19 protein-coding genes and 1 tRNA gene are annotated in these 23,085 nt (G+C 66.1%); 17 read left to right on the top strand and 3 right to left on the bottom strand.

From position 1 onward, the window contains the following. Nucleotides 1-19: 19 nt before the first annotated feature. The 7 genes from fdnG (at nucleotide 20) to U5760_RS18135 (ending at nucleotide 9,231) form a co-directional block, all read left to right on the top strand. The gene (gene fdnG / locus U5760_RS18165; protein ID WP_322013672.1) at nucleotides 20-3,091 is read left to right on the top strand and encodes a formate dehydrogenase-N subunit alpha; all 3,072 of its coding nucleotides are present in this window, start codon (nucleotides 20-22) and stop codon (nucleotides 3,089-3,091) included. A 12-nt stretch (nucleotides 3,092-3,103) separates the two neighbouring features. Continuing rightward, complete coding sequence (gene fdxH, locus U5760_RS18160; protein ID WP_322013671.1) at nucleotides 3,104-4,039, top strand: formate dehydrogenase subunit beta; 936 nt, start codon at nucleotides 3,104-3,106, stop codon at nucleotides 4,037-4,039. Beyond that, nucleotides 4,026-4,652: a formate dehydrogenase subunit gamma gene (locus tag U5760_RS18155; RefSeq protein ID WP_322013670.1), complete on the top strand. Its 627-nt coding sequence runs from the start codon at nucleotides 4,026-4,028 to the stop codon at nucleotides 4,650-4,652. Before fdxH ends, U5760_RS18155 begins: the two co-directional genes overlap by 14 nt. A 102-nt stretch (nucleotides 4,653-4,754) precedes the next feature. Beyond that, entirely contained in the window at nucleotides 4,755-5,687 is a 933-nt protein-coding gene (gene fdhE, locus U5760_RS18150) for a formate dehydrogenase accessory protein FdhE (protein WP_322013669.1), read from the top strand. A gap of 15 nt (nucleotides 5,688-5,702) precedes the next feature. Beyond that, nucleotides 5,703-7,181 (top strand): L-seryl-tRNA(Sec) selenium transferase, encoded by a 1,479-nt coding sequence (selA, locus tag U5760_RS18145; protein WP_322013668.1) that lies wholly within the window; start codon nucleotides 5,703-5,705, stop codon nucleotides 7,179-7,181. Further along, a complete protein-coding gene (gene selB / locus U5760_RS18140) occupies nucleotides 7,178-9,097 on the top strand; it encodes a selenocysteine-specific translation elongation factor (RefSeq protein WP_322013667.1) in 1,920 nt (639 codons plus the stop codon). Before selA ends, selB begins: the two co-directional genes overlap by 4 nt. A 38-nt stretch (nucleotides 9,098-9,135) precedes the next feature. Further along, nucleotides 9,136-9,231, top strand: a tRNA-Sec gene (locus U5760_RS18135). A 78-nt stretch (nucleotides 9,232-9,309) separates the two neighbouring features. Here U5760_RS18135 and msrA read toward each other — a convergent pair. The 3 genes from msrA to cynS form a co-directional block, all read right to left on the bottom strand. After that, on the bottom strand, nucleotides 9,310-10,074 hold the full coding sequence (msrA, locus tag U5760_RS18130) for a peptide-methionine (S)-S-oxide reductase MsrA (RefSeq protein WP_322013666.1): 765 nt from the start codon (nucleotides 10,072-10,074) through the stop codon (nucleotides 9,310-9,312). Between the two features lie 46 nt (nucleotides 10,075-10,120). After that, nucleotides 10,121-11,890, bottom strand: coding sequence for a cytochrome c biogenesis protein DipZ (locus tag U5760_RS18125; protein WP_322013665.1), 1,770 nt, complete (start codon nucleotides 11,888-11,890; stop codon nucleotides 10,121-10,123). Nucleotides 11,891-12,344: 454 nt separating this feature from the next. Next, nucleotides 12,345-12,815, bottom strand: coding sequence for a cyanase (gene cynS, locus U5760_RS18120; RefSeq protein ID WP_322013664.1), 471 nt, complete (start codon nucleotides 12,813-12,815; stop codon nucleotides 12,345-12,347). A 460-nt stretch (nucleotides 12,816-13,275) separates the two neighbouring features. Here cynS and U5760_RS18115 point away from each other — a divergent pair, with 460 nt between their 5' ends. The 10 genes from U5760_RS18115 to U5760_RS18070 all read left to right on the top strand — a co-directional run bounded on the left by U5760_RS18115 (nucleotide 13,276) and on the right by U5760_RS18070 (nucleotide 23,079). Further along, nucleotides 13,276-14,205 carry a VOC family protein gene (locus tag U5760_RS18115; protein WP_322013663.1) on the top strand — a complete coding sequence of 310 codons (930 nt, stop codon included), beginning with the start codon at nucleotides 13,276-13,278 and terminating at the stop codon, nucleotides 14,203-14,205. Then, entirely contained in the window at nucleotides 14,202-14,840 is a 639-nt protein-coding gene (locus U5760_RS18110) for a nuclear transport factor 2 family protein (RefSeq protein WP_322013662.1), read from the top strand. Before U5760_RS18115 ends, U5760_RS18110 begins: the two co-directional genes overlap by 4 nt. Then, a complete protein-coding gene (locus tag U5760_RS18105) occupies nucleotides 14,840-15,352 on the top strand; it encodes a cupin domain-containing protein (protein WP_322013661.1) in 513 nt (170 codons plus the stop codon). Before U5760_RS18110 ends, U5760_RS18105 begins: the two co-directional genes overlap by 1 nt. A gap of 1 nt (nucleotide 15,353) precedes the next feature. Further along, nucleotides 15,354-16,364, top strand: a complete 1,011-nt coding sequence (locus U5760_RS18100; RefSeq protein WP_322013660.1) for a VOC family protein — start codon at nucleotides 15,354-15,356, stop codon at nucleotides 16,362-16,364. Between the two features lie 12 nt (nucleotides 16,365-16,376). Beyond that, nucleotides 16,377-17,372 (top strand): fumarylacetoacetate hydrolase family protein, encoded by a 996-nt coding sequence (locus U5760_RS18095; RefSeq protein WP_322013659.1) that lies wholly within the window; start codon nucleotides 16,377-16,379, stop codon nucleotides 17,370-17,372. Between the two features lie 40 nt (nucleotides 17,373-17,412). Next, complete coding sequence (locus tag U5760_RS18090) at nucleotides 17,413-18,069, top strand: TetR/AcrR family transcriptional regulator (RefSeq protein WP_322013658.1); 657 nt, start codon at nucleotides 17,413-17,415, stop codon at nucleotides 18,067-18,069. Between the two features lie 90 nt (nucleotides 18,070-18,159). Further along, nucleotides 18,160-19,074: a 3-keto-5-aminohexanoate cleavage protein gene (locus U5760_RS18085; RefSeq protein ID WP_415914131.1), complete on the top strand. Its 915-nt coding sequence runs from the start codon at nucleotides 18,160-18,162 to the stop codon at nucleotides 19,072-19,074. A 144-nt stretch (nucleotides 19,075-19,218) separates the two neighbouring features. Further along, a complete protein-coding gene (locus U5760_RS18080; RefSeq protein ID WP_322013657.1) occupies nucleotides 19,219-20,370 on the top strand; it encodes a porin in 1,152 nt (383 codons plus the stop codon). 136 nt (nucleotides 20,371-20,506) lie between these two features. Beyond that, the gene (locus U5760_RS18075) at nucleotides 20,507-22,087 is read left to right on the top strand and encodes an NAD(P)/FAD-dependent oxidoreductase (RefSeq protein ID WP_322013656.1); all 1,581 of its coding nucleotides are present in this window, start codon (nucleotides 20,507-20,509) and stop codon (nucleotides 22,085-22,087) included. After that, nucleotides 22,084-23,079, top strand: coding sequence for a quinone oxidoreductase family protein (locus tag U5760_RS18070; protein ID WP_322013655.1), 996 nt, complete (start codon nucleotides 22,084-22,086; stop codon nucleotides 23,077-23,079). The genes U5760_RS18075 and U5760_RS18070 overlap by 4 nt, the downstream gene beginning before the upstream one ends. Nucleotides 23,080-23,085: the final 6 nt, after the last annotated feature.

The raw sequence follows: 23,085 nt of genomic DNA, 5'->3' as shown, positions 1-23,085 counted from the left end.
AATAGCCGAGGACCGCACCATGCTGCAAATGTCCCGGCGTCAGTTCCTCAAGATCACGGCGACGTCGCTGGCAGGTTCCAGCCTCGCGTTGATGGGCTTCGCGCCCGACACCGCACTCGCCGAGGTCCGACAATACAAACTGGCGCGCACCACTGAAACCCGCAACACCTGCCCGTATTGCTCGGTGGGCTGCGGGATCCTCATGTACGGTCTCGGCGACGGCGCGAAGAACGCCACGGCCAGCATCATCCACATCGAGGGCGATCCCGACCATCCCGTCAACCGCGGCACGCTCTGCCCGAAGGGCGCAAGCCTGATCGACTTCATCCACAGCCCGGCGCGGCTCAAGTATCCCGAGTACCGCGCGGCCGGATCGAACGAGTGGAAGCGCATTTCGTGGGACGAGGCGCTCGACCGCATCGCGAAGCTCATGAAAGAGGACCGCGACGCGAACTTCGTCGAGAAGACGGAAGAAGGCAAGACCGTCAACCGCTGGCTGACCACCGGCATGCTGGCCGCCTCGGCGGGCAGCAACGAGGTCGGTTATCTCACGCATAAAGTGGCCCGCAGCATGGGCCTGCTGGCATTCGACAACCAGGCGCGTGTCTGACACGGCCCGACGGTGGCAGGTCTTGCCCCGACGTTTGGCCGTGGTGCGATGACGAACCATTGGGTCGACATTCGCAATGCGGACGTAATACTGGTGATGGGCGGCAATGCGGCCGAGGCGCACCCGTGCGGCTTCAAGTGGGTCACGGAGGCGAAAGCGCACCGCAAGGCACGGCTCGTCGTGGTCGATCCGCGCTTTAACCGCACGGCTTCCGTGGCGGACTTCTATGCGCCGATACGCACCGGCACGGACATCGCGTTCCTGGGCGGCGTGATCAACTGGCTGATCGCGAACGACCGGATCCAGCACGAGTACGTGAAGAACTACACGGACTTCACCTTCATCGTGCGCGACGATTTCGCGTTCAACGACGGCATTTATTCGGGCTACGACGCGCAAAAGCATGCGTATCCCGACAAGTCGTCGTGGGACTACGAGATCGGCGACGACGGCTTCGTGAAGACCGACCCGACGCTGCAGCATCCGCGCTGCGTCTACAACCTGCTCAGGCAGCACTACTCGCGCTACACGCCCGAGATGGTGGAGAAGGTCTGCGGCACGCCGAAGGAGAAGTTCCTCAAGGTGTGCGAAATGCTCGCGAGCACGGCCGTGCCGGGGCGCGCGGGCACGATCCTGTATGCGCTCGGCTGGACGCATCACTCGGTCGGCGCGCAGATGATCCGCACCGGCGCGATGGTGCAGTTGCTGCTCGGCAACATCGGCATTGCGGGCGGCGGCATGAACGCGCTGCGCGGCCACTCGAACATCCAGGGGCTCACCGACCTCGGCCTGATGTCGAACCTGCTGCCCGGCTACATGACGCTGCCGGGCGAAGCCGAGCAGGACTACGACGGCTATATCAAGCAGCGCGCCTCGCAGCCGCTGCGGCCCAACCAGTTGAGCTACTGGCAGCACTACGGCGCGTTTTTCGTGAGCTTCATGAAGTCCTGGTGGGGCGACAACGCGACGAAGGAGAACAACTGGGGCTACGACTGGCTGCCCAAGCTCGACAAGCCCTACGATCTGCTGCAGACCATCGAGCTCATGAACCAGGGCAAGCTCACAGGTTATATCTGCCAGGGTTTCAACGTGATCGCCTCGGCGCCGGACAAGGCCAAGACGCTATCCGCGCTCGGCAAGCTCAAGTGGCTCGTCATCATGGATCCGCTGGAGACGGAAACGTCGGTGTTCTGGAAGAAGTACGGCGACTATAACGACGTCGATACGGCTTCGATCCAGACCGAGGTGTTCCGCCTGCCCACGACGTGTTTCGCGGAGGAAAACGGCTCGCTCGTGAGTTCGAGCCGCGTGCTGCAGTGGCACTGGAAGGGTGCGGACGCGCCTTTCGAGGCGAAGAGCGATCTGGAAATCATGTCGGGCCTCTTCCTGCGCATTCGCGCCGCGTACGAGAAGGACGGCGGCAAGTGCCCGGATCCGATCGTCAAGCTGACCTGGCCGTATTCGGATCCCACGAGCCCGACGTCCGAGGAACTGGCAATGGAGTACAACGGCCGGGCGCTTGCCGATCAGACCGACGCGAAGGATCCCACTAAAGTGCTCGTGAAGAAGGGGGCGCAGCTTTCCGGCTTCGCCCAGCTCAAGGACGACGGCACCACGGCGAGCGGCTGCTGGATCTTCTGCGGCGCGTGGACCGAGGCGGGCAACCAGATGGGCCGGCGGGACAATTCGGACCCCACAGGCATCGGCCAGACGCTGAACTGGGCGTGGGCGTGGCCGGCCAATCGCCGGGTGCTCTACAACCGCGCTTCGTGCGATACGGCGGGCAAGCCCTTCGACCCCACGCGCAAGCTGATCGCCTGGAACGGCGCGGCATGGACCGGCGCGGACATCCCCGATTACAAGGTGGACGAAGCGCCCGATCTGGGCATGGGACCGTTCATCATGAACCCGGAGGGCGTGGCGCGGTTCTTTGCGCGCGACGGGATGAACGAAGGGCCGTTCCCTGAGCACTACGAACCTTTCGAGAATCCGCTCGGCTACAACCCGTTCCATCCCAACAACCCGCTCGCGACCAGCAACCCGGCCGCGCGCGTGTTCCCCGACGACCGCGCCACGTTCGGCACGGCACAGTCGTTCCCGCATGTCGCAACGACCTATCGGATCACCGAGCACTTCCACTTCTGGACCAAGCACGCGCGCCTGAATTCGATCATTCAGCCGCAGCAGTTCGTGGAGATCGGCGAAGAACTCGCGAGCGAGGTGGGCGTGGTGGACGGCGGACGCGTGAAGGTGTCGAGCAACCGCGGTTATCTGATCGCGGTGGCCGTAGTCACCAAACGCATCAAGCCGCTCACGATCGAGGGCAAGAAAGTGCATACGGTGGGGGTGCCGCTGCACTGGGGCTTCACAGGTCTGACGAAACCGGGCTATTTGACGAATACGCTGACGCCCCCGGTGGGCGACGGCAATTCGCAGACGCCCGAGTTCAAGTCGTTCCTCGTGAAGGTCGAAAAGGCATAGGGGGCGCGAGACATGGCACTGCAATCACTGGACATCAAGCGCCTTTCCGCGACCACCACGCCGCCGCCGGGCGTGCGCGAGCCGGTCACGGGCACGGTGGCCAAGCTCATCGACGTCACGAAGTGCATCGGCTGCAAGGCCTGCCAGACGGCGTGCATGGAGTGGAACGACCTGCGCGACGAGGTGGGGGTGAACCATGGGGTGTACGACAACCCCATGGATCTCTCCGAGCATTCGTGGACCGTGATGCGCTTTACGGAGTACGAAAATCCGAACGGCAACCTCGAATGGCTGATCCGCAAGGACGGCTGCATGCACTGCGAGGATCCGGGCTGCCTCAAGGCCTGTCCTTCGCCGGGCGCGATCGTGCAGTACACGAACGGCATCGTCGATTTCCACGAGGAAAACTGCATCGGCTGCGGCTATTGCATTGCCGGCTGCCCGTTCAATATCCCGCGGCTTTCGAAGAAGGATCATCGCGTCTACAAGTGCACGCTCTGTTCTGACCGCGTGGCGGTGGGCCAGGAGCCGGCCTGCGTGAAGACCTGTCCCACCGGCGCCATCGTGTTCGGCACCAAGGAGGACATGAAACAGCATGCGGCCGAGCGTATCGTGGACCTCAAGGAGCGCGGCTTCGAGAATGCGGGCCTCTACGATCCGCCGGGCGTGAGCGGCACGCACGTCATGTACGTGCTGCATCACGCAGACCAGCCCTCGCTCTATCACGGCCTGCCCGACAGCCCGCGCATCAGCCCGTTCGTGCGGCTGTGGAAGGGCGTGGCGAAGCCGCTGGCGCTGGCGGGCATCGCGCTCGCGGCATTGGCGGGCTTCTTCCACTACACGCGGATCGGTCCGAACGAGGTGACTGCCGAAGACGAAGCAGCCGCCGAAGAAGAGGCGCGCCGCATCAAGGGCGAACCCGAGGAGCGCGACGATGCAAGATCATGAACCGAAGCTGCTGGTGCGCTACACGGCCAATGAGCGCACCAATCACTGGATCACCGCGATCAGTTTCGTGCTGCTCGCGCTCTCCGGTCTCGCGATGTTTCATCCGGCCATGTTCTGGCTCGCCGCCCTGTTCGGCGGCGGCCAGTGGACGCGCATCCTGCATCCGTTCGTCGGCCTCGTGATGTTCGTGTCGTTCCTGATCCTTGCGCTGCGCTTCTGGCATCACAACTATCTCGACAAAAACGACGTGCAGTGGCTCAAGCAGATCGACGACGTGCTGCACAACCGCGAGGACAAGCTGCCCGAGATCGGCAAATACAATGCGGGACAGAAGCTGCTATTCTTTACCCTGGTGGCTTGTCTCGTGCTGTTGCTCGCGAGCGGCATCGTGATCTGGCGGCGCTACTTTTCGTTCTACTTTCCGATCGAGGTGGTCCGCATCGCCGCCCTCGTGCATGCGGCGGCGGCCTTCGTGCTGATCGTCAGCATCGTCGTGCATATCTATGCGGCGCTGTGGGTGAAAGGCTCGATCGGCGCGATGGTGCGCGGCACGGTCACGTGGGGGTGGGCGAGGAAGCATCATCCGCGCTGGTTCCGCGAGAGCATCAAGTAATAGGCGCACCGCATAGGGCCTCGGAGTGGGGCCCTGGCGCGTGCCAGCAGGCCGCCCGCCCGGCAGGGCGCGGCGGCTTTTTGTTTCTGGAGAATTCAAGTCGTGACGCAACGCATTCTCGAACCCCGCGAGATCGAGGCGCTCGATCCCAGCGCGATCCCGCGCATCCGCCTGCCCGAGCGCGCGACGCATTTTGTCGCGCGCGCCGCGCGCCTGCGCCGGCTGGCGGAGCGCAGTCCCATCGGCGGATATGTCCGGCTGATGGCGGCGCTGGTCGATGCACAGCAGGCCGTGCTCGAAGACACGGCCGCGCAGATGCCCGATACCGACGCGATGGCAAACGCACAGCGTCATTCCATGCCTGTCCTGCCCGCGCATTCGGGCGAGCGCGATCCGCAATGGCGCGAGGTGCTGCGCCGCCTCGTGGATCGCGTGGAGGCCGCGGGTGCAGTGGCGCCCGCGCTCGCCCAGGTGATCGATATACTGCGAGCCATGAGCGACGCCGACCTCGACACGCAGGTCGACGCCCTGCTCGCGCAACGCTACGCGGAAGTTGCGCCCGCAACGGCACCCTTCATCATGGCCGCGCTCCAGGTGATATGGACCGACCTCGCCAGCCGGCTCGACACGCGTGATGTCCCTTATGTCGACGCGGCCGGCGCATGCCCCGTGTGCGGCGTCCCGCCCGTGGCGAGCATCGTCCGCGTGGGCGGCGCGTATCAGGGCTATCGCTACACGCAGTGCAGCCTGTGTGGGACCGAAACGCACGTAGTGCGCGTGAAGTGCACGAACTGCGATTCGACCAAGGGCATTGCGTATCACGGCATCGATGGCGGCGATCCTGCGCTCAAGGCCGAATCGTGCGACGAGTGCCATACGTATCGCAAGATCGGCTACCAGGAGAAGGACTTCGATTTCGAGCCGCTGGCCGACGATCTCGCGAGCCTCACGCTCGACCTGCTGATGAGCGATGCGGGCTATCGGCGCGCGAGTCCGAATCCGCTGCTATGGCCCGATGTGCCGGCCGATCAATAAGTGAGCCCAAGCCCGATGAGCGAAGCCGTGGGACAGGAAACGGAGCGTGACGCGCGCGCGTTGAATGCGCTGCTCGCGAGGATGCCGGCCGTGGAGCGCGTGATCGCCTCCGCGCCGGCACAGCCGCTGATTGCCGAATATGGTCGCACGCAGGTGCTGGCCGCGATACGCGCCACGCTGGAGCGGTGGCGGCAAGACGTGCAGGCAAAAAGCCAGGGTGGTGCGCCGGCGACTGCGGACGGCGAAGCCGATCCGTTCTCGCTGGAACGGGCGATCGACGAGGCAGGACGTCAGCTGGCGGAGCGCGCGCAGGGCCGGCTGCGTCCCGTGTTCAACTTGACGGGCACCGTGCTCCATACGAACCTCGGCCGCGCGTTGCTGCCCGATGCCGCGGTTGCCGCCGTCGTGCAGGCGCTGACGCAGCCGGCCAATCTGGAGTTCGATCTGGCGACAGGCAAGCGCGGCGACCGCGACGACCTGATCGACGACCTGATCTGCGAATTGACGGGTGCCGAGGCCGCGACCGTCGTGAACAACAACGCGGCCGCCGTGCTGCTCGCGCTCTCGGCGCTTGCCACGCGCAAGGAGGTGATCGTCTCGCGCGGCGAGCTGGTGGAGATCGGCGGGGCGTTCCGCATTCCCGACATCATGAGCCGCGCGGGCGCGAAGCTGCGCGAGATCGGCACGACCAATCGCACGCATCTCAAGGACTACGAAGCAGCTATCAACGCGCGCACGGCGCTGCTCATGAAGGTCCATTGCAGCAATTACGCGATCAGCGGCTTTACGAAGAGCGTCGAACTCGACGAACTCGCGCCGCTCGCGCGGGCGCGCGGAGTGCCCGTGGCAGTCGATCTGGGCAGCGGCACGCTGACCGACCTCACCCAGTGGGGCCTGCCGGCCGAGCCCACCGTGCGCGCGACCGTGCAAGCCGGTGCGGACCTCGTGACGTTCAGCGGCGACAAGTTGCTGGGCGGCCCGCAAGCCGGGCTGATCGTGGGCCGCAAAGAACTGATCGCGAAGATCAAGAAGCATCCGCTCAAACGGGCGCTGCGCGTGGGCAAGCTGACCCTGGCCGCGCTGGAGCCGGTGCTCCGGCTGTATCAGGCGCCGGAGTTCCTGCGCGAAAGACTCACTACGTTGCGTCTGCTCACCCGTCCCGCGCCGGAGATGCAGGTGGCCGCCGAGCGTGCGTTGCCCACGTTGCAGCGCGCGTTGGGCGACGCCTATGCAGTGAGCGTCGAACCCATGTTCAGCCAGATCGGCAGCGGCGCTCTGCCGGTGGACGTGCTGCCGAGCAGTGGGCTCGTCGTGCGCCATACCGGCAAGAGCGGCAGTGGGCGCGCGCTCATGAAACTCGAGCGGGCCTTGCGCGAACTGCCGCGCCCGGTCATCGGCCGCATTGCCGACTATGCATTGCGGCTCGACCTGCGCTGCCTCGAAAGCGCCGACGAAGCCGCCTTTGTCGCACAGCTGGCGGAGTTGCGCCTGTGATCGTCGGCACGGCCGGGCATATCGATCACGGCAAGACCACGCTGGTTCGCGCGCTGACCGGCGTCGATACCGACCGCCTCAAGGAAGAGAAGGCACGCGGCATCTCGATCGAGCTGGGCTACGCCTATGTGCCGCTGACCAACGGCGACGTACTGGGCTACATCGACGTGCCGGGGCACGAGAAACTCGTCCATACGATGGCGGCGGGCGCCTGCGGCATCGATTTCGCGCTCCTCGTAGTGGCCGCCGATGACGGCGTGATGCCGCAAACCCGCGAGCACCTTGCGATCCTGCAACTGCTCGGCGTGACTGAGGGCGCCGTCGCGCTCACCAAGACCGATCGCGTGGACGCCGGCCGGCTCGCCCAGGTGCGCGCGGAGATTGCCGCGTGGCTCGCCCCGACTGCGCTTGCCGCTGCGCCGTGCTTCGAAACGTGCGCGACCCACGCGGGCGACGAGGGCGTGGCGAGGCTCGACGCCTGGTTGCGCGAGCAAGCGATGGCCTGGCAGGGGCGCCGTGCCGACGGACTCTTCCGGCTCGCCGTGGATCGCGTCTTCACGCTGGCCGGGCAGGGCACGGTCGTGACGGGCACGGTTTTCGCGGGCTGTGTGCAGGTAGGCGACACGCTCACGCTGGCGCCGGCAGGGCTGCCCGTGCGCGTGCGCAGCATCCATGCGCAGAACCGCCCGGCGCAAGACGGGCGGGCGGGTCAACGTTGCGCCCTCAACCTTGCGGGCATCGACAAGGCGCAGATCGCGCGCGGCGACTGGATCGTCGACGCGAGGCTCGCGCAGGGCGCGACGCGTATCGACTGCGAATTGAGCCTGCTGGGCGACGCGGATCTCACGTTGCAACACTGGACGCCGCTGCACGTGCATCTGGGTACCGCGCACCGCATGGCGAACGTCGCGTTGCTCGACGGCGAGACGCTGGGACCGGGCGAGCGCGCGCGCGTGCAACTCGTCTTCGATACGCCGCTGGTAGCGTTGCCCGGCGACCGGCTCATCGTGCGCAACGCGCAGGCCACGCGTACGGTGGGCGGCGGTCGCGTGCTCGATCCGTTCGGACCGGCCAGACGGCGGCGCACGCCTGAGCGTCGCGCGTGGCTCGATGCGTTGCAGGTGTGGCTCGACGAAGGGCGTATCGATGCATTGGTCCAGCAGGCGCCCAGAGGCATCGCCCGCACGACGCTGACGCAATTGACGGGTTACGCCGCCGACGCGCTCGCGCTGCCGGGCGATGCGATCGAAATTGCAGCGCATGGCCGTGCGGACGACGGTGTCGTCATGGCGCGGCAGCACTGGGAGCGCATGGCAGAACGCATCGTCGAGGCATTGCGCGAGTTTCATGCGCGCATGCCGGACGAGCAGGGTCCCGATGCCGCGCGCCTGCGGCGTATCGCGGCGCCGCTCGTTACCGATGCCGTGTGGCGTGCCGTGGTGGACGCGCTCGTGCAAGACGGCCGCGTGGCGCGCAGCGGGCCGTGGCTGCATCTGCCTTCGCATGCCGTGTCGCTCGACGCGCAGGAGGAGACGCTCGCGGCACGTTTGAGACCGTTGATTGCGCAAGGACGTTATGATCCGCCGTGGGTGCGCGACCTCGCGCGCGAGACGCGGCAACCCGAGGAGGCCGTCCGCGCATTGTTGCGCAAGCTCGCGCGGCTAGGCGAGTTGTATCAGGTCGTGCGCGATCTGTTCTACGACCGGGAGGTCGTGCACGAACTCGCGCGGCTTGCGGCGGGCGTGGCGGCGGCCGAAGGCGGCTCGATCTCCGCAGCGGCGTTTCGCGACGCTACCGGGCTGGGCCGCAAGCGCGCGATCCAGATTCTGGAGTTCTTCGATCGCGTTGGATATACTCGGTTTCACCGCGAACGGCATGTGCTGCGTGCCGATAGCCGGTTGCAGGAAGTGCTCTGAACGCCGCGTTGTGATCGGCGGTATGTCAGGTGTACGAAGGAAGGCATTCGTATCCGGTGGTACGGCCAGGCTTCAAACCTGGTTGGGGACGTCAGCCGTTCCCAGGTCGGTTCGACTCCGGCTGCTTTCCGCCACAGGGGCCTTTTGGGCTCCTCCGGGCTCCTCCGGGTTCTTCCACAAACATCCATCAGATCGCCGATTGCCAGGCGCCGTCAGCTCGCGCTGCCCGACGCCGCCGTATCCACGAGCACAGGTCGCTCGCGATACTGCGCCGGAAAGAGCCGCTTGAGCCCGGCGACCTTCGGCAGGTCGTTGATCGCGATATACGGTGCGTCGGGATGCAGCGTCAGGTAGTTCTGGTGATACGTTTCGGCCGGATAGAACGTCTTTCCGGGCTCGACGGTCGTGACGGGCGGAGCGGAGAATGCGTGCGCATCGCGCAGTTGCGCGAGATAGGCGCGCGCGATGCGGGCCTGGTCGGGCGTCGTGGGGAAGATCGTGGAGCGGTATTGCGTGCCGGTGTCCGGTCCCTGGCGGTTCAGTTCGGTCGGGTCGTGCGCGACCGAAAAGTAGATCTGCAGGATCTGGCCGTAGCTGACGACGCGCGGATCGAACGTGATGCGAACCGATTCCGCGTGACCGGTCGTGCCCGTGCTGACCGTCTCGTACTGCGCCGATTCGCGATCGCCGCCGGTGTAGCCCGACACGGCTGCCGTCACGCCCTTCACGTGCTGAAACACCCCCTGAACGCCCCAAAAGCAGCCGCCCGCCAGCACGGCGGTTTCGGTAGCGGGAGCGCCGCCCGTGGCGGCCTTCTCGTCGACAGCCGGCGCCGGCACGACATGGATCTCGTCGGCTTGCACGCGCGGCTGGACGAGGACGGCCGCGACGACGAGCGCCGTTACCGCGGCGGCGAGCGGCCAGCGCCAGCCGTGACGGCCGGCGGTAGAGCGGGAGACGCGGGTTTCTGTGTCCATGACGATGGCTCCATGAGGAAGTCGACGAAGCGGCTGCGCCGTCTCGCTAACCGAAAGTGAACGAGAACGCTTGCACGCCGGGATCGAGGAAGCGGATCTCGAACGTGTGATCGACGATCGTGCCGTGCTGGCGGATCAGCTGGTACAGCCGCTGGCCGGTGACGGTGCCGTTGCCTTCGGCGTCGACGTCGGCGCCGTGGCTGTCGCCGGGCGGCTGGCCGTCGATCGTCACGCGCAAGCGCACCGGGCGGCCGTCGGCGCCGGGTCCGAGCACGAGATGCAGATCGCGCGCATGGAAGCGATAGACGATGGCGCCGCCCGCGCGGTCGAGGTCGGTGTGTTCGGCGCCGAGCGTCCACGAGCCGGCCAGCGCCCACTGGTTCAGGTCGAGCGGGCCGGCCGCGTAGACGTGCGGCTCATCGGCCACCGGCGCCCCCGGCGACGCGAAGCCGTGCGCGCGCTCGTAGCCGAGATAGGTTTCCGGCGAGCGGACGTCTTCCATCGCCGGCGGCGCTTCGGCGCCCGAGCCGGTATCGTCGACGAAGCCGGTCGGCAGGTCGCGCGCGCCGGCCTCGGTCAGCAACTGCCGGATCACCTGCTCCGATTCCTGATAGTTGCCCTCGCCGAAATGATGATGACGGATGCGGCCCTGTGCATCGACGAAATAGTGTGCGGGCCAATACTGGTTGTCGAACGCGCGCCAGATCGCGTACTGATTGTCGATGGCGACCGGGTAGTCGATCTTCAGGTCCGATACGGCGCGCCGCACGTTGCCGATGTCTTTTTCGAACGCGAACTCGGGCGCGTGCACGCCGATCACGACGAGGCCGGCCGCGCGGTATTTGTCGGCCCAGGCCTTCACGTAGGGCAGCGCGCGCAGGCAGTTGATGCACGAGTAGGTCCAGAAGTCGACGAGCACGACCTTGCCGCGCAGCGCGGCGGGCGTGAGCGGCGGCGAGTTCAGCCATTGCACGGCGCCGTCGAGCGACGGGAGCGTGCCTTCGACAGGCAGCGCGTCGGCCGATGCCGGCTGCGCGGCCTGCAACGACGGGGCTGCCTGCATGGAGCCGCTTGCCGCGGCCGCCGCAGCCGGATGAAAACGGTCAAGCAGCGTTTGTTCGAGCTGGTTCGTTCCGGCGAGCGAGAGCCGCGTGAGCACGCCGGTATCGAGATGCAGCGCGATCGCCGCGACTCCGGCCAGGACGGCGACGCCGAGCACGCGTCGGATCCATTCGCTGACGCCGAGCGAGCGTTTCATCGCGGCGAAGACCCGGCCGCCGGCCGCGAGCGCCAGCGCGAGCGAAGTCGCGGCGCCGGCCGCGTAGGCGAGCAGCAGGAGCGACGTGTGGACGCTCGCCCCTTGCAGCGCGGCGCCGGTCAGGATCAGGCCGAGAATCGGGCCGGCGCACGGAGCCCAGAGCATGCCGGTCGCGACGCCGAGCAGCAGCGACGCCGCGACGCCGGCGGGCGGCCGCTGGGGATCGTCACCGGGCGCCGAGAGCCGGGCGCCGAGCGCGACGACGGGGCGGGCGAGCCGTTCGGCCAGCGACGGCAGCAATAGCGCGACGCCGAAAACGGCGATGAGCGCGAGCGCGACATACCGCGCGTACTGGTTGGCGGCGACGGCCCAGCCGCCGCCGACCGCGGCGAGCGCGCCGACTGCGCTGAACGCGACGGCCATGCCGGCGAGCAGCGGCAATCCGCTGCGCACGAACGGCTGTCCGGTGCGGGCGAACACGAAGGGCAGTACGGGCAGGATGCAGGGGCTGAGGATCGTCAGCACGCCGCCGAGCCAGGCGACCAGAAACAAGGGCATGAACAGGGTGCTCCAAAGCATTCGCTTGCCGTGTGCCGGCAAGGTGAGTACAGGCAATCTGACTGGTGAACGTTCGATTCCACCGGTTATTCCGCAGCGGATGGCGATAGCGCCCGGGTGTCGTTCGCAGTGGGATTGGCTAATGCTATTTCGTCGAGACCGGGGCGAAAGTTACAGAGGGGATCCGGCATGACGCGGCCCGGTCCCCACCCGTGCAGCGGGCTGAGCGACCGGGCAGAGAGGCGAACGATACGGAAGGGGTGTTCCGCCAGGAGGCGAAACAGGGGAAAGGGCGTGCAATTCGTCGCTTGCACGCTCGCGGTGCGGCGTTCGCCCCTTAGCGGCCCGAACCGGCGGCGCGCACGCCGAAAGGCCCCCGGCTCTGCCGCCACCGGGGCATGGTTTCAGAAAGACGATTCGTGCGTCAGTGTGAATCAGAACGAACCAGAACAAATCAGAACGGCTTGTAGGGCAGGAACTTGCCGTCCAGCGTGATCACCGCACGCGAGCCGCCTTCGGGGTCGTCGACCTTTTTGATGCTGATCCGGAAGTTGATCGCGCTGATAATCCCGTCTCCGAACTGCTCGTGAACGAGCGCCTTGAGTGTCGTGCCATAGACCTGCACCATTTCATAAAAGCGGTAGATGGTCGGGTCGGTGGGCACACCGCCGGGAATGCTGCCCCGCAGCGGTATGGTCTGGAGCAGGGCGACCGCATCGTCGCCGAGGCCCAGCTTTGTTCCCACCGCTTTCGCGGCCTCTGCGGGCAGGGGGTGCTGGCCGAGCAGGGCGGCCGTGACATATTCGACGCTCAGGCCCGTCCCCTGCGCGATGTCGGCAAACGATAGATCCCGGGCGCCTTTGGCGGCAAGAATTCCGGCGGTCAGGCCAGCACGTTCGTCCTGCGTCGTTTGCGACTGGATCATGGTGTTCTCCATGTGAATAACGAAAGGGGCCCTGGCCTGACATCGCTTCTCGCGGCGTGGGCCAGGCTCGTACGCGGTCTTCGCATCTTCAGCTTGCTGAATTCACAAAACTAGCCGCTCTTCGCTCCGCCAGCAACGAAAAATAAATGTATCGGCGGAGCCGTTCATGCGGTGCCTGTCTCAACGCGCGGACGCGTCTAGTCGGGTTGCCCGAAGTGTTATCGCGTTCTTTGCACTCCACTCGATCCCGCCCGGATCGCTTCGATTCAATCCGGTCGACTCCATCCGTTCGTCCCCGGACTGCGTTCAGCTACATCTGCCCTTGCCTCTACACATCGGTACAGGAATTCCCTGGCCACAAAAAACTATATCGTGTTCTAAAAATAGAATAGACTTCAAAAATGCGAGTGGCCAGCAAGGCACGCACCAACGGTCAATCATTGAAAAAGTAGGGGTGGAGATGGCGATTAAAGGCCTGGACCTCGTGACGTTCGGCGTCGACGATCTGGACGCGGCGGAGAGATTCTTGTCGCAGTGGGGGTTGCAGAAGGCGGTCGCGGGATCGGCAGCCGGACACTACGTCTGTGCAGACGGCTCGGGCGTGCGCTTCGCGCCTTCGGATGAGCCGTGGCTGCCGCCGGCCGCGCAAGCGGGCCCGACGGTCCGCGAAATCATGTGGGGCGTCGAATCGGTTGCCGACCTCGACCGGTTGAACGACGAACTCTCGAAGGATCGGGCCGTCGCCGTGGACAAAGAAGGCGTGCTGCGCACGATCGACCCGTCGGGCTTCGCGCTTGCGTTTCGCGTCTCCGTGAAGGTGCCGCTGCAGGCCGACCCGCTGCGCTTCAATACGCCCGGCGACCCGCAACGCGTGAATAGCCCGTCGCGCTTCTACAAGTCGGCGCAGCCTCAGGAACTGAGCCACATCGTGCTGGGCGTGGAGGATTTTGCGGCGGCCGAGCACTTCTACCGGCAGCGGCTTGGCTTTACGGTATCCGACCGCTACGAGGGCCGTGGCGTATTCCTGCGCGGTGCGCTGCGCGGCAATCACCACCACCTGTTCCTGCTCGACGACGGCAAGGTGAGCTTCAATCACCTCGCCTTCAAGGTGCGCGACATCCACGAAATGATCGGCGGCGGTCAGCACTTCCGCTCGCTCGGCTGGGAGACGCACATCGGCCCGGGCCGTCACTACGCCTCGTCGGGATGCTTCTGGTACTTCAAGAGCCCGTTCGGCGGCGCGCTGGAGTACGTGGCCGACGAGGACATCCTGACCGAAGCCTGGCAGGCCAGCACGTTCACACCGACGCCGGAGATGTTCTCCGAATGGCATTTCGCTGCGCCGGCGCCGCAGTTGGGTCCGCTCGCGAAGCCGGAGAACCCGTCGTGAGCGCGCCTTCGGTCAACGCAGATGTCGCAGCGATCCGCGCCGTGGTCGACGCGTGGATTCTGCTGCGCGACACCGGCGACTGGGCGGGCCTCGCGGCCTGCTGGCATGCCGGCGGCACGATGAGTTCCACCCGCTACTGCGGGCCCGCGGACGCATTCGTCGCCCAGACGCGTGCGGCGTTCGAACGTGGCGCGAACGTTCAGCACATGCAGTGCGGGTTCTTGTGCGAGGTGGCGGGCGATCGCGCGATTGCCCAGGTGCGCATGCAGATCCGTCAACGTGCGCCATTGCATGGCATGCAGGTGGAGGCGACCTGCACCGGGCGCTTCTACGACTTCTTCGAGAAGCGCGAGGGGCGCTGGGCGATCGTGCGGCGCCAGCCGGTGTACGAGGTGGACCGGCTCGATACCGTCGAGCCCGGTGCGCGCCTCGAACTCGACGCAGCGCTGCTCGCGCAGTTTCCCGCGTCGTATCGCCATCTGGCCTACCTGCAGACGCATAACGGATTCGAAGTGCAGCGCGACTTGCCGGAACTGCGCGGGCCGCGCGTCGAGGCGCTTTACGAAGAGGGCCGCCGCTGGCTGCAGGGTGGGGGCGTGCGTGCCGCCGGCACCGATCAACGAGGAGAGGGGTGATGAACGAGCAGGATCAGGAAGCGACGACGGCGTTTGTGCCGCTGCGGCGCGTGGTGACCGGGCACGACGAGCAGGGGCGCAGCACGGTGTGGCTGGACGGCGCCGCCAGCAATCAGCGCGAACCGGCCGATCGTCTGCGCACGACGCTCATGTGGCTCACCGGTGCGGCGCCCGACTACCTGCGCGACGAGGATGCCGGGCTGCATCGTACCGGCATCGCGCCGCCGGCAGCGGGCAGCCGCTTTTCGGTGCTGCAGATCGCACCGGGCAACGAAGTCGCGGGACTGCACCGCACCGACAGCATCGATTACGCGATCTGTCTGCAGGGTCCGTTGCAGATGGTGCTCGACACCGGCGAGACGACGCTGCAGACAGGCGATGTCGTAATCCAGCGCGGCACGAACCACGCCTGGCGCAACCGCTCGGACACAGTGGCCGTGCTGGCGGTCGTGCTCGTCGACGCATGGCCCAAGCGCGCGGATTCGATCAGCGGCGAACAGATGGCGCATTGATATGGAAAACGCACTGAACAGGCGAGCGGACGCGGCGCCGCTGCCGCTCGCCGGACTCGCCTATCTGGGCGTGGGCGCGAAGGGACTGGAGAGCTGGCGCACCTTCGCGTCCACGATCCTCGGCGTCGCGCCCGTCGAATTCGATGCCCGTACGCTCGCCCTCAGATTCGATGCGTGCGTCGCGCGGCTCGTCGTCGAAGATGTGCTGGACGACGATGCGCAGGGCCTGCGCTATATCGGCTGGCAGCTTGCCCCGGGCGTGTCGCTCGACGACGCGGCTGCCTGCCTGCATATGCACGGCATCGAGGTCGAGCGGGGGCGCGAGGAGGCGTGCGCGCGGCGCGGCGTAGCAGGATTCATCGGCTTTCACGATCCGCTGGGAAACCGCGTCGAATGCTGCGCGAGTCAGCACGAAGCCCTGGAGCCGCCCGTGTTCACGCGTCCGCTCGCGGGCTTCAAGACCGACGAACTCGGTCTTGGCCACGTCGTGCTGCTCGCGACCGACCCGGCACCCGCGCTCGACTTCTACCAGCGCGTGCTGGGTTTTCGCGTGAGCGACAGCGCGGCGCGGCCGTTCGACGCGACCTTCCTGCACATCAATGCGCGGCATCACAGTCTCGCCGTCATCCGCAGTCAGCGCACGGGATTGCATCACCTGATGCTCGAACTGCTGTCGCTCGACGACGTGGGGCAGGCCTACGACCTCGTCGCCCATCATCGCGTGCCGCTGGGCGCGAGTCTCGGCCGGCACAGCAACGACTACATGACCTCGTTCTACGTGCGCACGCCCTCGGACTTCATGATCGAGCTCGGCTGGGGAGGCCGTCTCGTCGATATGGCGAACTGGGAGCCGGAGGAACTCAGCTGTGGCCCCAGCCTGTGGGGCCACGAGCGGACCTGGCTGCCCGAACCGGCGCGCAGCGAGGCGGAACGGATGCGGCTGGAGGCCGCCGTGGCGGGATTGAAGGCGCCGGTGCAGGTGCGCGCCGGCTTTTTTGACGAAATCAGTTGAGGAATCGAATTCATGAAACTCGCAACGCTCAGGAACGGGGGACGCGATGGCCGCCTGGTCGTGGTCGACAAGAGCCTGCAGTACGCATTGGCCGTGGGCACGATCGCGCCCACCCTGCGCGAGGCCATCGAGCGGTGGGATGAGGTCGCTCCGCGGCTCGAAGCGGTGTACCGCTCGCTGCACGATCCGCGGCAGTTGCCCGCAGACGCTTTTGCCTTCGATCCGCAGCAGTGCATGGCGCCGCTGCCGCGCAGCTTCCAGTGGCTCGACGGTTCGGCCTACCTGAACCATGCGGAGCTCGTGCGGCGCGCGCGCAACGCCGAGATGCCCGAGCTGCTGTATCGGGAACCGATGATCTATCAGGGCGCGTCGGACAGCTTCATCGGCTCGCGCGAGCCCATCCTCGTCGCCGACGAAGCCGCCGGCATCGACCTCGAAGCCGAGATCGCGGTGATCTGCGACGACGTGCCGATGGGCGTGAGCCGGGAAGCGGCACGCGGCCATATCAGGCTGCTCATGCTCGTCAACGACGTCAGCCTGCGCAATCTGATGCCGGCCGAGCTCCCGAAGGGTTTCGGTTTTCTGACCTCCAAGCCGGCGACGGCGTTCGCACCGGTTGCGGTGACGCCCGACGAACTCGGCGACGCCTGGGACGGCGTCAAGCTCGCGCTGCCGGTGCATAGCCACGTGAACGACGCCTGGCTCGGCGCTCCCAACGCGGCCGTGGACATGGACTTCGACTTCGCCGACCTGATCGCGCACGCGGCCAGCACGCGCGAACTCGAGGCGGGCACGATCGTCGGCTCGGGCACCGTGTCGAATCGGGACCGGGCGGCGGGCAGTTCGTGCCTGCAGGAAAAACGCATGCTGGAAGTGCTGGAGTTTGGCGCCGCGCGCACGCCGCATCTGCGCTTCGGAGACGTCGTGTCGATCGAGGTGGTGGACGATGCCGGCGAGTCCGTATTTGGAGCGATCGTCCAGGAGGTCGTACCATACGCATGCGCGTAGCCGCGCCCCCGTTTTCCCCTACCCCCATTCGAGCCACCCTATGCCCAGCGTGACGACGCCTCCCACCGACAACTCGAAGCCACTCGGCCTTCGCGAGCGCAACAAGCTCGAGAAGTTCGCGCGCATTCAGGACGCTGCCCGCATGCTGTTCGGCTCGAAGGGTTACGACGAGACCACGATGCGCGAGGTGGCCGACACGGCAGCCGTAAGCCTCGGCACGCTGTTCTCCTACGCGCACGACAAGCGCGACCTGTTGTTTCTCGTCGTGACGGATGGCCTCGAGCGCAAGAATCGCGTGGTGTTCACGACGATTCCAGAGAACAAGCCCCTGCTCGATCAGCTGATGTACGTGTTCCGCGGCTTCTACGAATTTTTCGGCACCGAGCCGCAATTGTCGCGACTCGTCCTGCGCGAGATGGTGTTTTTCTCCGAGGGGCCGCACGCCACCCGCTTGCAGCAGGACCGGGCGTCGATGCTCGAACAGTTTGGTGCTCTCGTCAAGGCCGCACAGAAGCGCGGCGAAGTCAGGACGTTTGGCGGCCGGCGCGGCCCGGCGAAGATCGGCGAGCTGGTCTTCGCGATCTATGCCGCACACGTGCGCAAGTGGCTGCAGGAACCCCTGCTGCCGCTCGATGCCGGCCTCCAGGAGTTGCGCGACTCGCTGACTCTCTTGTTCGAGGGGATTTCCGTCACGTAATCACGAACCGCGCGCGGCGCGGGATTTTCTTTCAATTAATCAGGATTGCGAATCATAGAGAAAACTAAAAATACCGTTCGACGACGCAAGGTGATCGTGAGTTGTGCGATTACCGGGTCGATCCATACGCCTTCGATGTCGCCTTACCTGCCGGTCACGCCGGCCCAGATCGCGGCCTCCGCAATCGAGGCGGCCGAGGCCGGCGCGGCGATCGTCCATCTGCACGCGCGCGACCCGCAGAGCGGCCGGCCGACGCAGGACCCGGCCATATATCGGCAGTTTCTGCCGGTCATTGCTAACGGCTGCGATGCCGTCATCAACGTGACGACGGGCGGCTCGCCGGTGCTGTCGCTCGAACAGCGGCTGGAGCCGGCCCGGGTGTTCGAGCCCGAGATCGCCTCGCTGAACATGGGGTCGATGAACTTCGGCATGTACGAAATGCTGGGCCGCTTCAAGTCCTTCGATCATGCGTGGGAGCGGCCCTATCTGGAAGGCAGCGATGATCTCGTGTTTCGCAATACCTTTCGGGACATCGAGCAGATCCTGCGTCAGTGCGGCGCAAGCGGAACGCGCTTCGAGATCGAGTGCTACGACATCGGCCACCTGTACACGGCTGCCCATTTTCTCGACCGCGGTCTGCTGCACGGACCGCTCTTCATTCAGAGCGCGTTCGGCATTCGCGGTGGCATTGGCACGCATCCCGAAGACGTGCAGATGATGAAGCGGACCGCCGACCGGCTATTCGGCGAGGACTATGTGTGGTCGGTCCTGAGCACCGGGCGCACGCAGATGCCGGTCGCCACGCTGGCGATGGCAAGCGGCGGCAACGTGCGGGTTGGGCTCGAGGATTCGCTATGGGACGGCCCCGGCCAGCTCGCGACCAGCAACGCGCAACAGGTGCGGCGCATGCGGACGATTATCGAGGCGCTCTCGTGCGACGTCGCCACACCGGCCGAAGCGCGGGAGATGCTGCGCTTGAAGGGGCGCGCGGCGACGCGCATCTGAAATACCGATTTATACCGATTGAATCAGGAGACGGGCGACGGTCCGCTTCGAAGGAGGAGAGAGCAGGGGAAACAGGTTGTCTCGCGGTTCGGTGGTTTCGTGTCAATCATTCAGGTATCCAAACAAAATATCAAGGAGACAGACGTGAAACGAGGCTTCGGGTTGGGCGGGTGGGTGGGTGCGGTCGCGCTGGCGGGGTTATGCCCGCTGGCGCAGGGTCAGAGCGTAACGCTGTTCGGCACGCTCGATACGGGCGTGGAGTACATCAACCACGCCAATGCAGCGGGGCAGTCCGTAGTGCGGATGCCTTCCTATACGGGCGAGTTTCCCTCGCGCTTCGGGTTGCAGGGCAACGAGCCGCTAGGAGCCGGCTACAAGGCGATCTTCACGCTGGAGAGCGGCGTAAATGTCGGCACCGGCGCGTCGAGTCAGGTGGGGCGTCTGTTCGGACGCCAGGCGTGGGTGGGGATTTCGAGTCCTTATGGCGACCTCACGTTCGGCCGCCAGTATTCGATGATCCTCTGGACCATCATGGATTCTGACCTGGTCGGCCCGAGCATGTACGCGATGACCTCGCTGGATCCGTACATTTCGACTTCGCGCGCCGATAATTCGGTCGCGTGGCGCGGCAAGTTCGGCAACTTCACGGCGGGCGCGTCCTGGTCGTTCGGGCGTGACGGCTCGCAGGCCGGCGCGAGCAACACACCGGGGCAGGGCAACTGCGCGGGCAATCTGCCCGGCGACGCCGCAGCCTGCCGCGACTGGTCGGCGATGCTCAAGTACCAGGGCGCCTATGGCGGCGGCGGGGTCGTGTACGAGCGCCAATACGGCGGACCGGGTGCCGCGATCAATCTGTTCAACGGCCTCGCGCCCCTGGGGTTCGCGGCGAGCGGAGATCACGATTCGCGGCTCATCCTGGCAGGTAACACGACGTTCGGCAGCCTGAGACTGGGTGCGCTCTGGATCAACCGCCATGTCACGTTCACGGAGCCCGCGGCGGCGGGCGGCATTACGACCAACCAGTATGTGCTGGAGGCGGCCTATCAACTCACGCCGTTCCTGAATGTGGACAGTCTCGTGCAACGCATGATCAACAGCCAGCAGGACACGCGCGCGACCATGGAAACGCTGCGCGCGACGTATTTCCTGTCGAAGCGCACGTCGGTCTATGCCCAGTGCGGCTGGCTGCAGAACAGTGCGCGTGGCGCGTACACGGTCACGGGCGGCGGCCCCGCCACGCCCGGTCGCGGCATGAACCAGTTCGGCACGATGATCGGCATGAGGCACGACTTCTAGTCGAGTCGCGTGCGACGCGACCTGGGGTATCTATTTAATTTACTGAACAGTTTAGTATAATTTATAGTGGTTCATGGAAGGTGCTGCTTTGTCCGCAGCGCCGTTTTGAGCGGGACATGATTCAAAGGAGACAGACGTGACAGACAGACACTATGACGTGGTAGTGGCCGGCGGCGGCCACAACAGCCTGATCTCGGCGGCCTATCTGGCCAGCGCGGGCTACAGCGTGGGGCTCGTCGAGGCGATGGACGAGGTCGGCGGAAACTGCGTGACCGACGAGTTGTTTCCGGGCTATTTCTTCGACACGTGTTCGTCGGCGCATAGCCAGATCCAGTCGAATCCCATCATCAGCCGCAACGAACTGGGGCTGCTCGATTTCGGGCTCGAGTACATCTACCCGGAGGTCAAGTCGGTTTCGGTGTTCGAAGGGGGCGATTCGATCGCGTTCATGAAGGACGTGGACGCGACGGTGGCGCAGATCGAGGCGTACTCGAAGGCGGACGGCGAGGCGTATCGCCAGTTGCTCAAGGAGATCGCGGGATTTCGCGACTTCTTCCAGGTCGACGCGACGACGCCGGGCGGCGTGCCACCGCAAACGCGCGACCCCGGCCTCATGAAGCTCTCGCGCTTCCTGTCGCTGTCGGCCTACGACATCGTCAAGGAGCGCTTCAGGCATCCCGTCGTGCAGGCGAGCCTGTTGTTCAAGGCGTCGCTCACGATCTATCCCGTGAACTACCCGGGATCGGCGCGGCCGCTCCTGACCGGCATCGTCTCGAACCACCTGGGCGGCTGGGCAACCCCGAAGGGCGGGGCCGGGCAGCTCACCCAGGCGCTGCGCCGCCTGATCGAGGCGCGCGGCGCCGAGATCTTCTGCGGCCGCCAGGTGGGCGCGCTCATGCTGGAGGGCGATCGTTGCGTAGGCATCGAAACGCTCACGGGCGAGCGCTTCTTCGCACGGCACGCCGTGATTTCGACCATCCACGTCAAGCACCTCGTCGACATGGCGCCGGCCAGGCTCTGGGGCGACGAGTTCCTGTTCGGCGCCAGCACGTTCAAGCCCGGTTTCACGCTCTTCGCGCAGTACCTGGCGACCACGGAGCCGCCGCGCTTCCAGTGTCGCGATGGCGAGCGCGTCACGATCGCCGGCGAACTGCCGTTTTCCGCGGAGGAAATGGTGCGAGGCATGGCAGACCACGTGCTCGGACGTTTCAATCCGCGCACGGGCATCGTCGTGCACACGGGTAGCGTGGTGGACGACGGACGCGCGCCCGCCGGCTGTCACACAATCAAGATCGTCGGACCGCAGCCCTACGCGTTGGCGGGCACCGGCGCGGCAGGGTGGGACGCGCGCGGGCAGGAGTACGCGGACGCCATCCTCGCCGAGGTGCGCAAGGTGGCGCCCAATCTCACCGACGACAAGATCGTGCACCGCGCGATCAAGACGCCGCTCGATCTCGAACGCCGCAATCTCCACAACATCGAAGGCTCGTGCCACGGCGGTTCGTCGCTGCCCTCGCAGAACGGACACATGCGGCCGGTCCCCGGCTGGGCGCATCACCGCATGCCGATCAAAGGCCTGTACCAGACCGGTGCGACCACTCATCCGGGCGGTGCGATCTCGGGCCACCCGGGCCGCAACGCCGCCCGCGTGGTGCTCGAAGATCTCGGCGGCAGCCTCGAAGCCGTGGTCGCAAACGTAACAGGAGGCCGCGCATGAAGGCCGTGCAACTCGTCGCGCTCGGCGGGACCGAGAATCTCCACGTCGTCGATTTGCCGGTTCCGGTGCCGGCTGCGCGGCAGGTGCTGATCGAGGTGGAAGCGGCCGGGGTCATCTTCGCCGATACGCTGCTACGCCGCGGCACCTATGTGCACCATCCGGCGCTGCCCTATGTGCCGGGTCGCGAAGTGGTGGGCCGGATCGTCGCGGCAGGCGAGGAGGTCAGGGGTTATGCCGTCGGGCAGCGCGTGCTCGCCATCATGATGGGCGGCGGTTACGCGCAATACGTGGCCGCCGATGTGGAGAGCGGCGTCACGGCCGAGGGGCTGAGGCTCGGGCGCGTGCTGTTTCCGGTGGGCGACGAAGTGGACGCCGCGCAGGCGGTCTCGCACGGTTCGAACCTGCGCATCGCCTATCTCATCCTGCATGGTCGGGCCAACGCGAAGGCCGGGCAGCGGGTTCTGCTGCATGCGGCGTCGGGCGGCGTGGGCGCACATCTCACGCGGCTCGCGCGCGAACACGGGCTGCACGTGATCGCTCTCGCGGGTTCGCCCGAGAAAGCCGGTTACTGCCGGCAAAACGGCGCGCACGACGTCGTGCTCTACAAGACCTGCGACTACGTCGAGGCCGTGCGCGAACTCACCGGCGGCAAGGGCGTGCACTTGTCGATCAACAGCGTGGGCGCCGATACGCTGGGGCGCGATGCGACGATTCTTCTGCCGGAGGGCGAGCTGCTCATCACGGGCAAGGCGGCGGGACCCGGCTCGATCGAGCCGGCCCGCTATTCGAAGTCGCTCACGTACAAGCACTTCGCGAGCTACGTCCACTTCGGGCGCCCCGAGGACGACGCGGCGTGCGATTACGTGGCGCGTCAACTGCTCGCGCCGTCTCACGAGGACCGCATCGTGCGCGTGCCGCTCGACGACGTGCGGCACGCGCACGACATGCTCGAAGCCGGGGCCAATTTCGGGAAGATCGTGCTGATGCCTTGAGCGTCG

The sequence above is a fragment of the Paraburkholderia sp. J12 genome, assembly GCF_905220215.1.
Taxonomy (GTDB): Bacteria; Pseudomonadota; Gammaproteobacteria; order Burkholderiales; family Burkholderiaceae; genus Paraburkholderia.
This window is presented reverse-complemented; position numbering and strand designations above follow the sequence as displayed.

Bases quoted from the DNA above. Each gene is read 5' to 3' on its own strand.
- U5760_RS18115 (WP_322013663.1), top strand. From the start codon at position 13,276: ATGGCGATTAAAGGCCTGGACCTCGTGACGTTCGGCGTCGACGATCTG.
- msrA (WP_322013666.1), bottom strand. From the start codon at position 10,074: ATGGACACAGAAACCCGCGTCTCCCGCTCTACCGCCGGCCGTCACGGC.
- cynS (WP_322013664.1), bottom strand. From the start codon at position 12,815: ATGATCCAGTCGCAAACGACGCAGGACGAACGTGCTGGCCTGACCGCC.
- U5760_RS18155 (WP_322013670.1), top strand. From the start codon at position 4,026: ATGCAAGATCATGAACCGAAGCTGCTGGTGCGCTACACGGCCAATGAG.
- U5760_RS18095 (WP_322013659.1), top strand. From the start codon at position 16,377: ATGAAACTCGCAACGCTCAGGAACGGGGGACGCGATGGCCGCCTGGTC.
- U5760_RS18105 (WP_322013661.1), top strand. From the start codon at position 14,840: ATGAACGAGCAGGATCAGGAAGCGACGACGGCGTTTGTGCCGCTGCGG.
- selA (WP_322013668.1), top strand. From the start codon at position 5,703: ATGAGCGAAGCCGTGGGACAGGAAACGGAGCGTGACGCGCGCGCGTTG.
- U5760_RS18100 (WP_322013660.1), top strand. From the start codon at position 15,354: ATGGAAAACGCACTGAACAGGCGAGCGGACGCGGCGCCGCTGCCGCTC.
- U5760_RS18070 (WP_322013655.1), top strand. From the start codon at position 22,084: ATGAAGGCCGTGCAACTCGTCGCGCTCGGCGGGACCGAGAATCTCCAC.
- U5760_RS18125 (WP_322013665.1), bottom strand. From the start codon at position 11,890: ATGCCCTTGTTTCTGGTCGCCTGGCTCGGCGGCGTGCTGACGATCCTC.
- fdxH (WP_322013671.1), top strand. From the start codon at position 3,104: ATGGCACTGCAATCACTGGACATCAAGCGCCTTTCCGCGACCACCACG.
- U5760_RS18090 (WP_322013658.1), top strand. From the start codon at position 17,413: ATGCCCAGCGTGACGACGCCTCCCACCGACAACTCGAAGCCACTCGGC.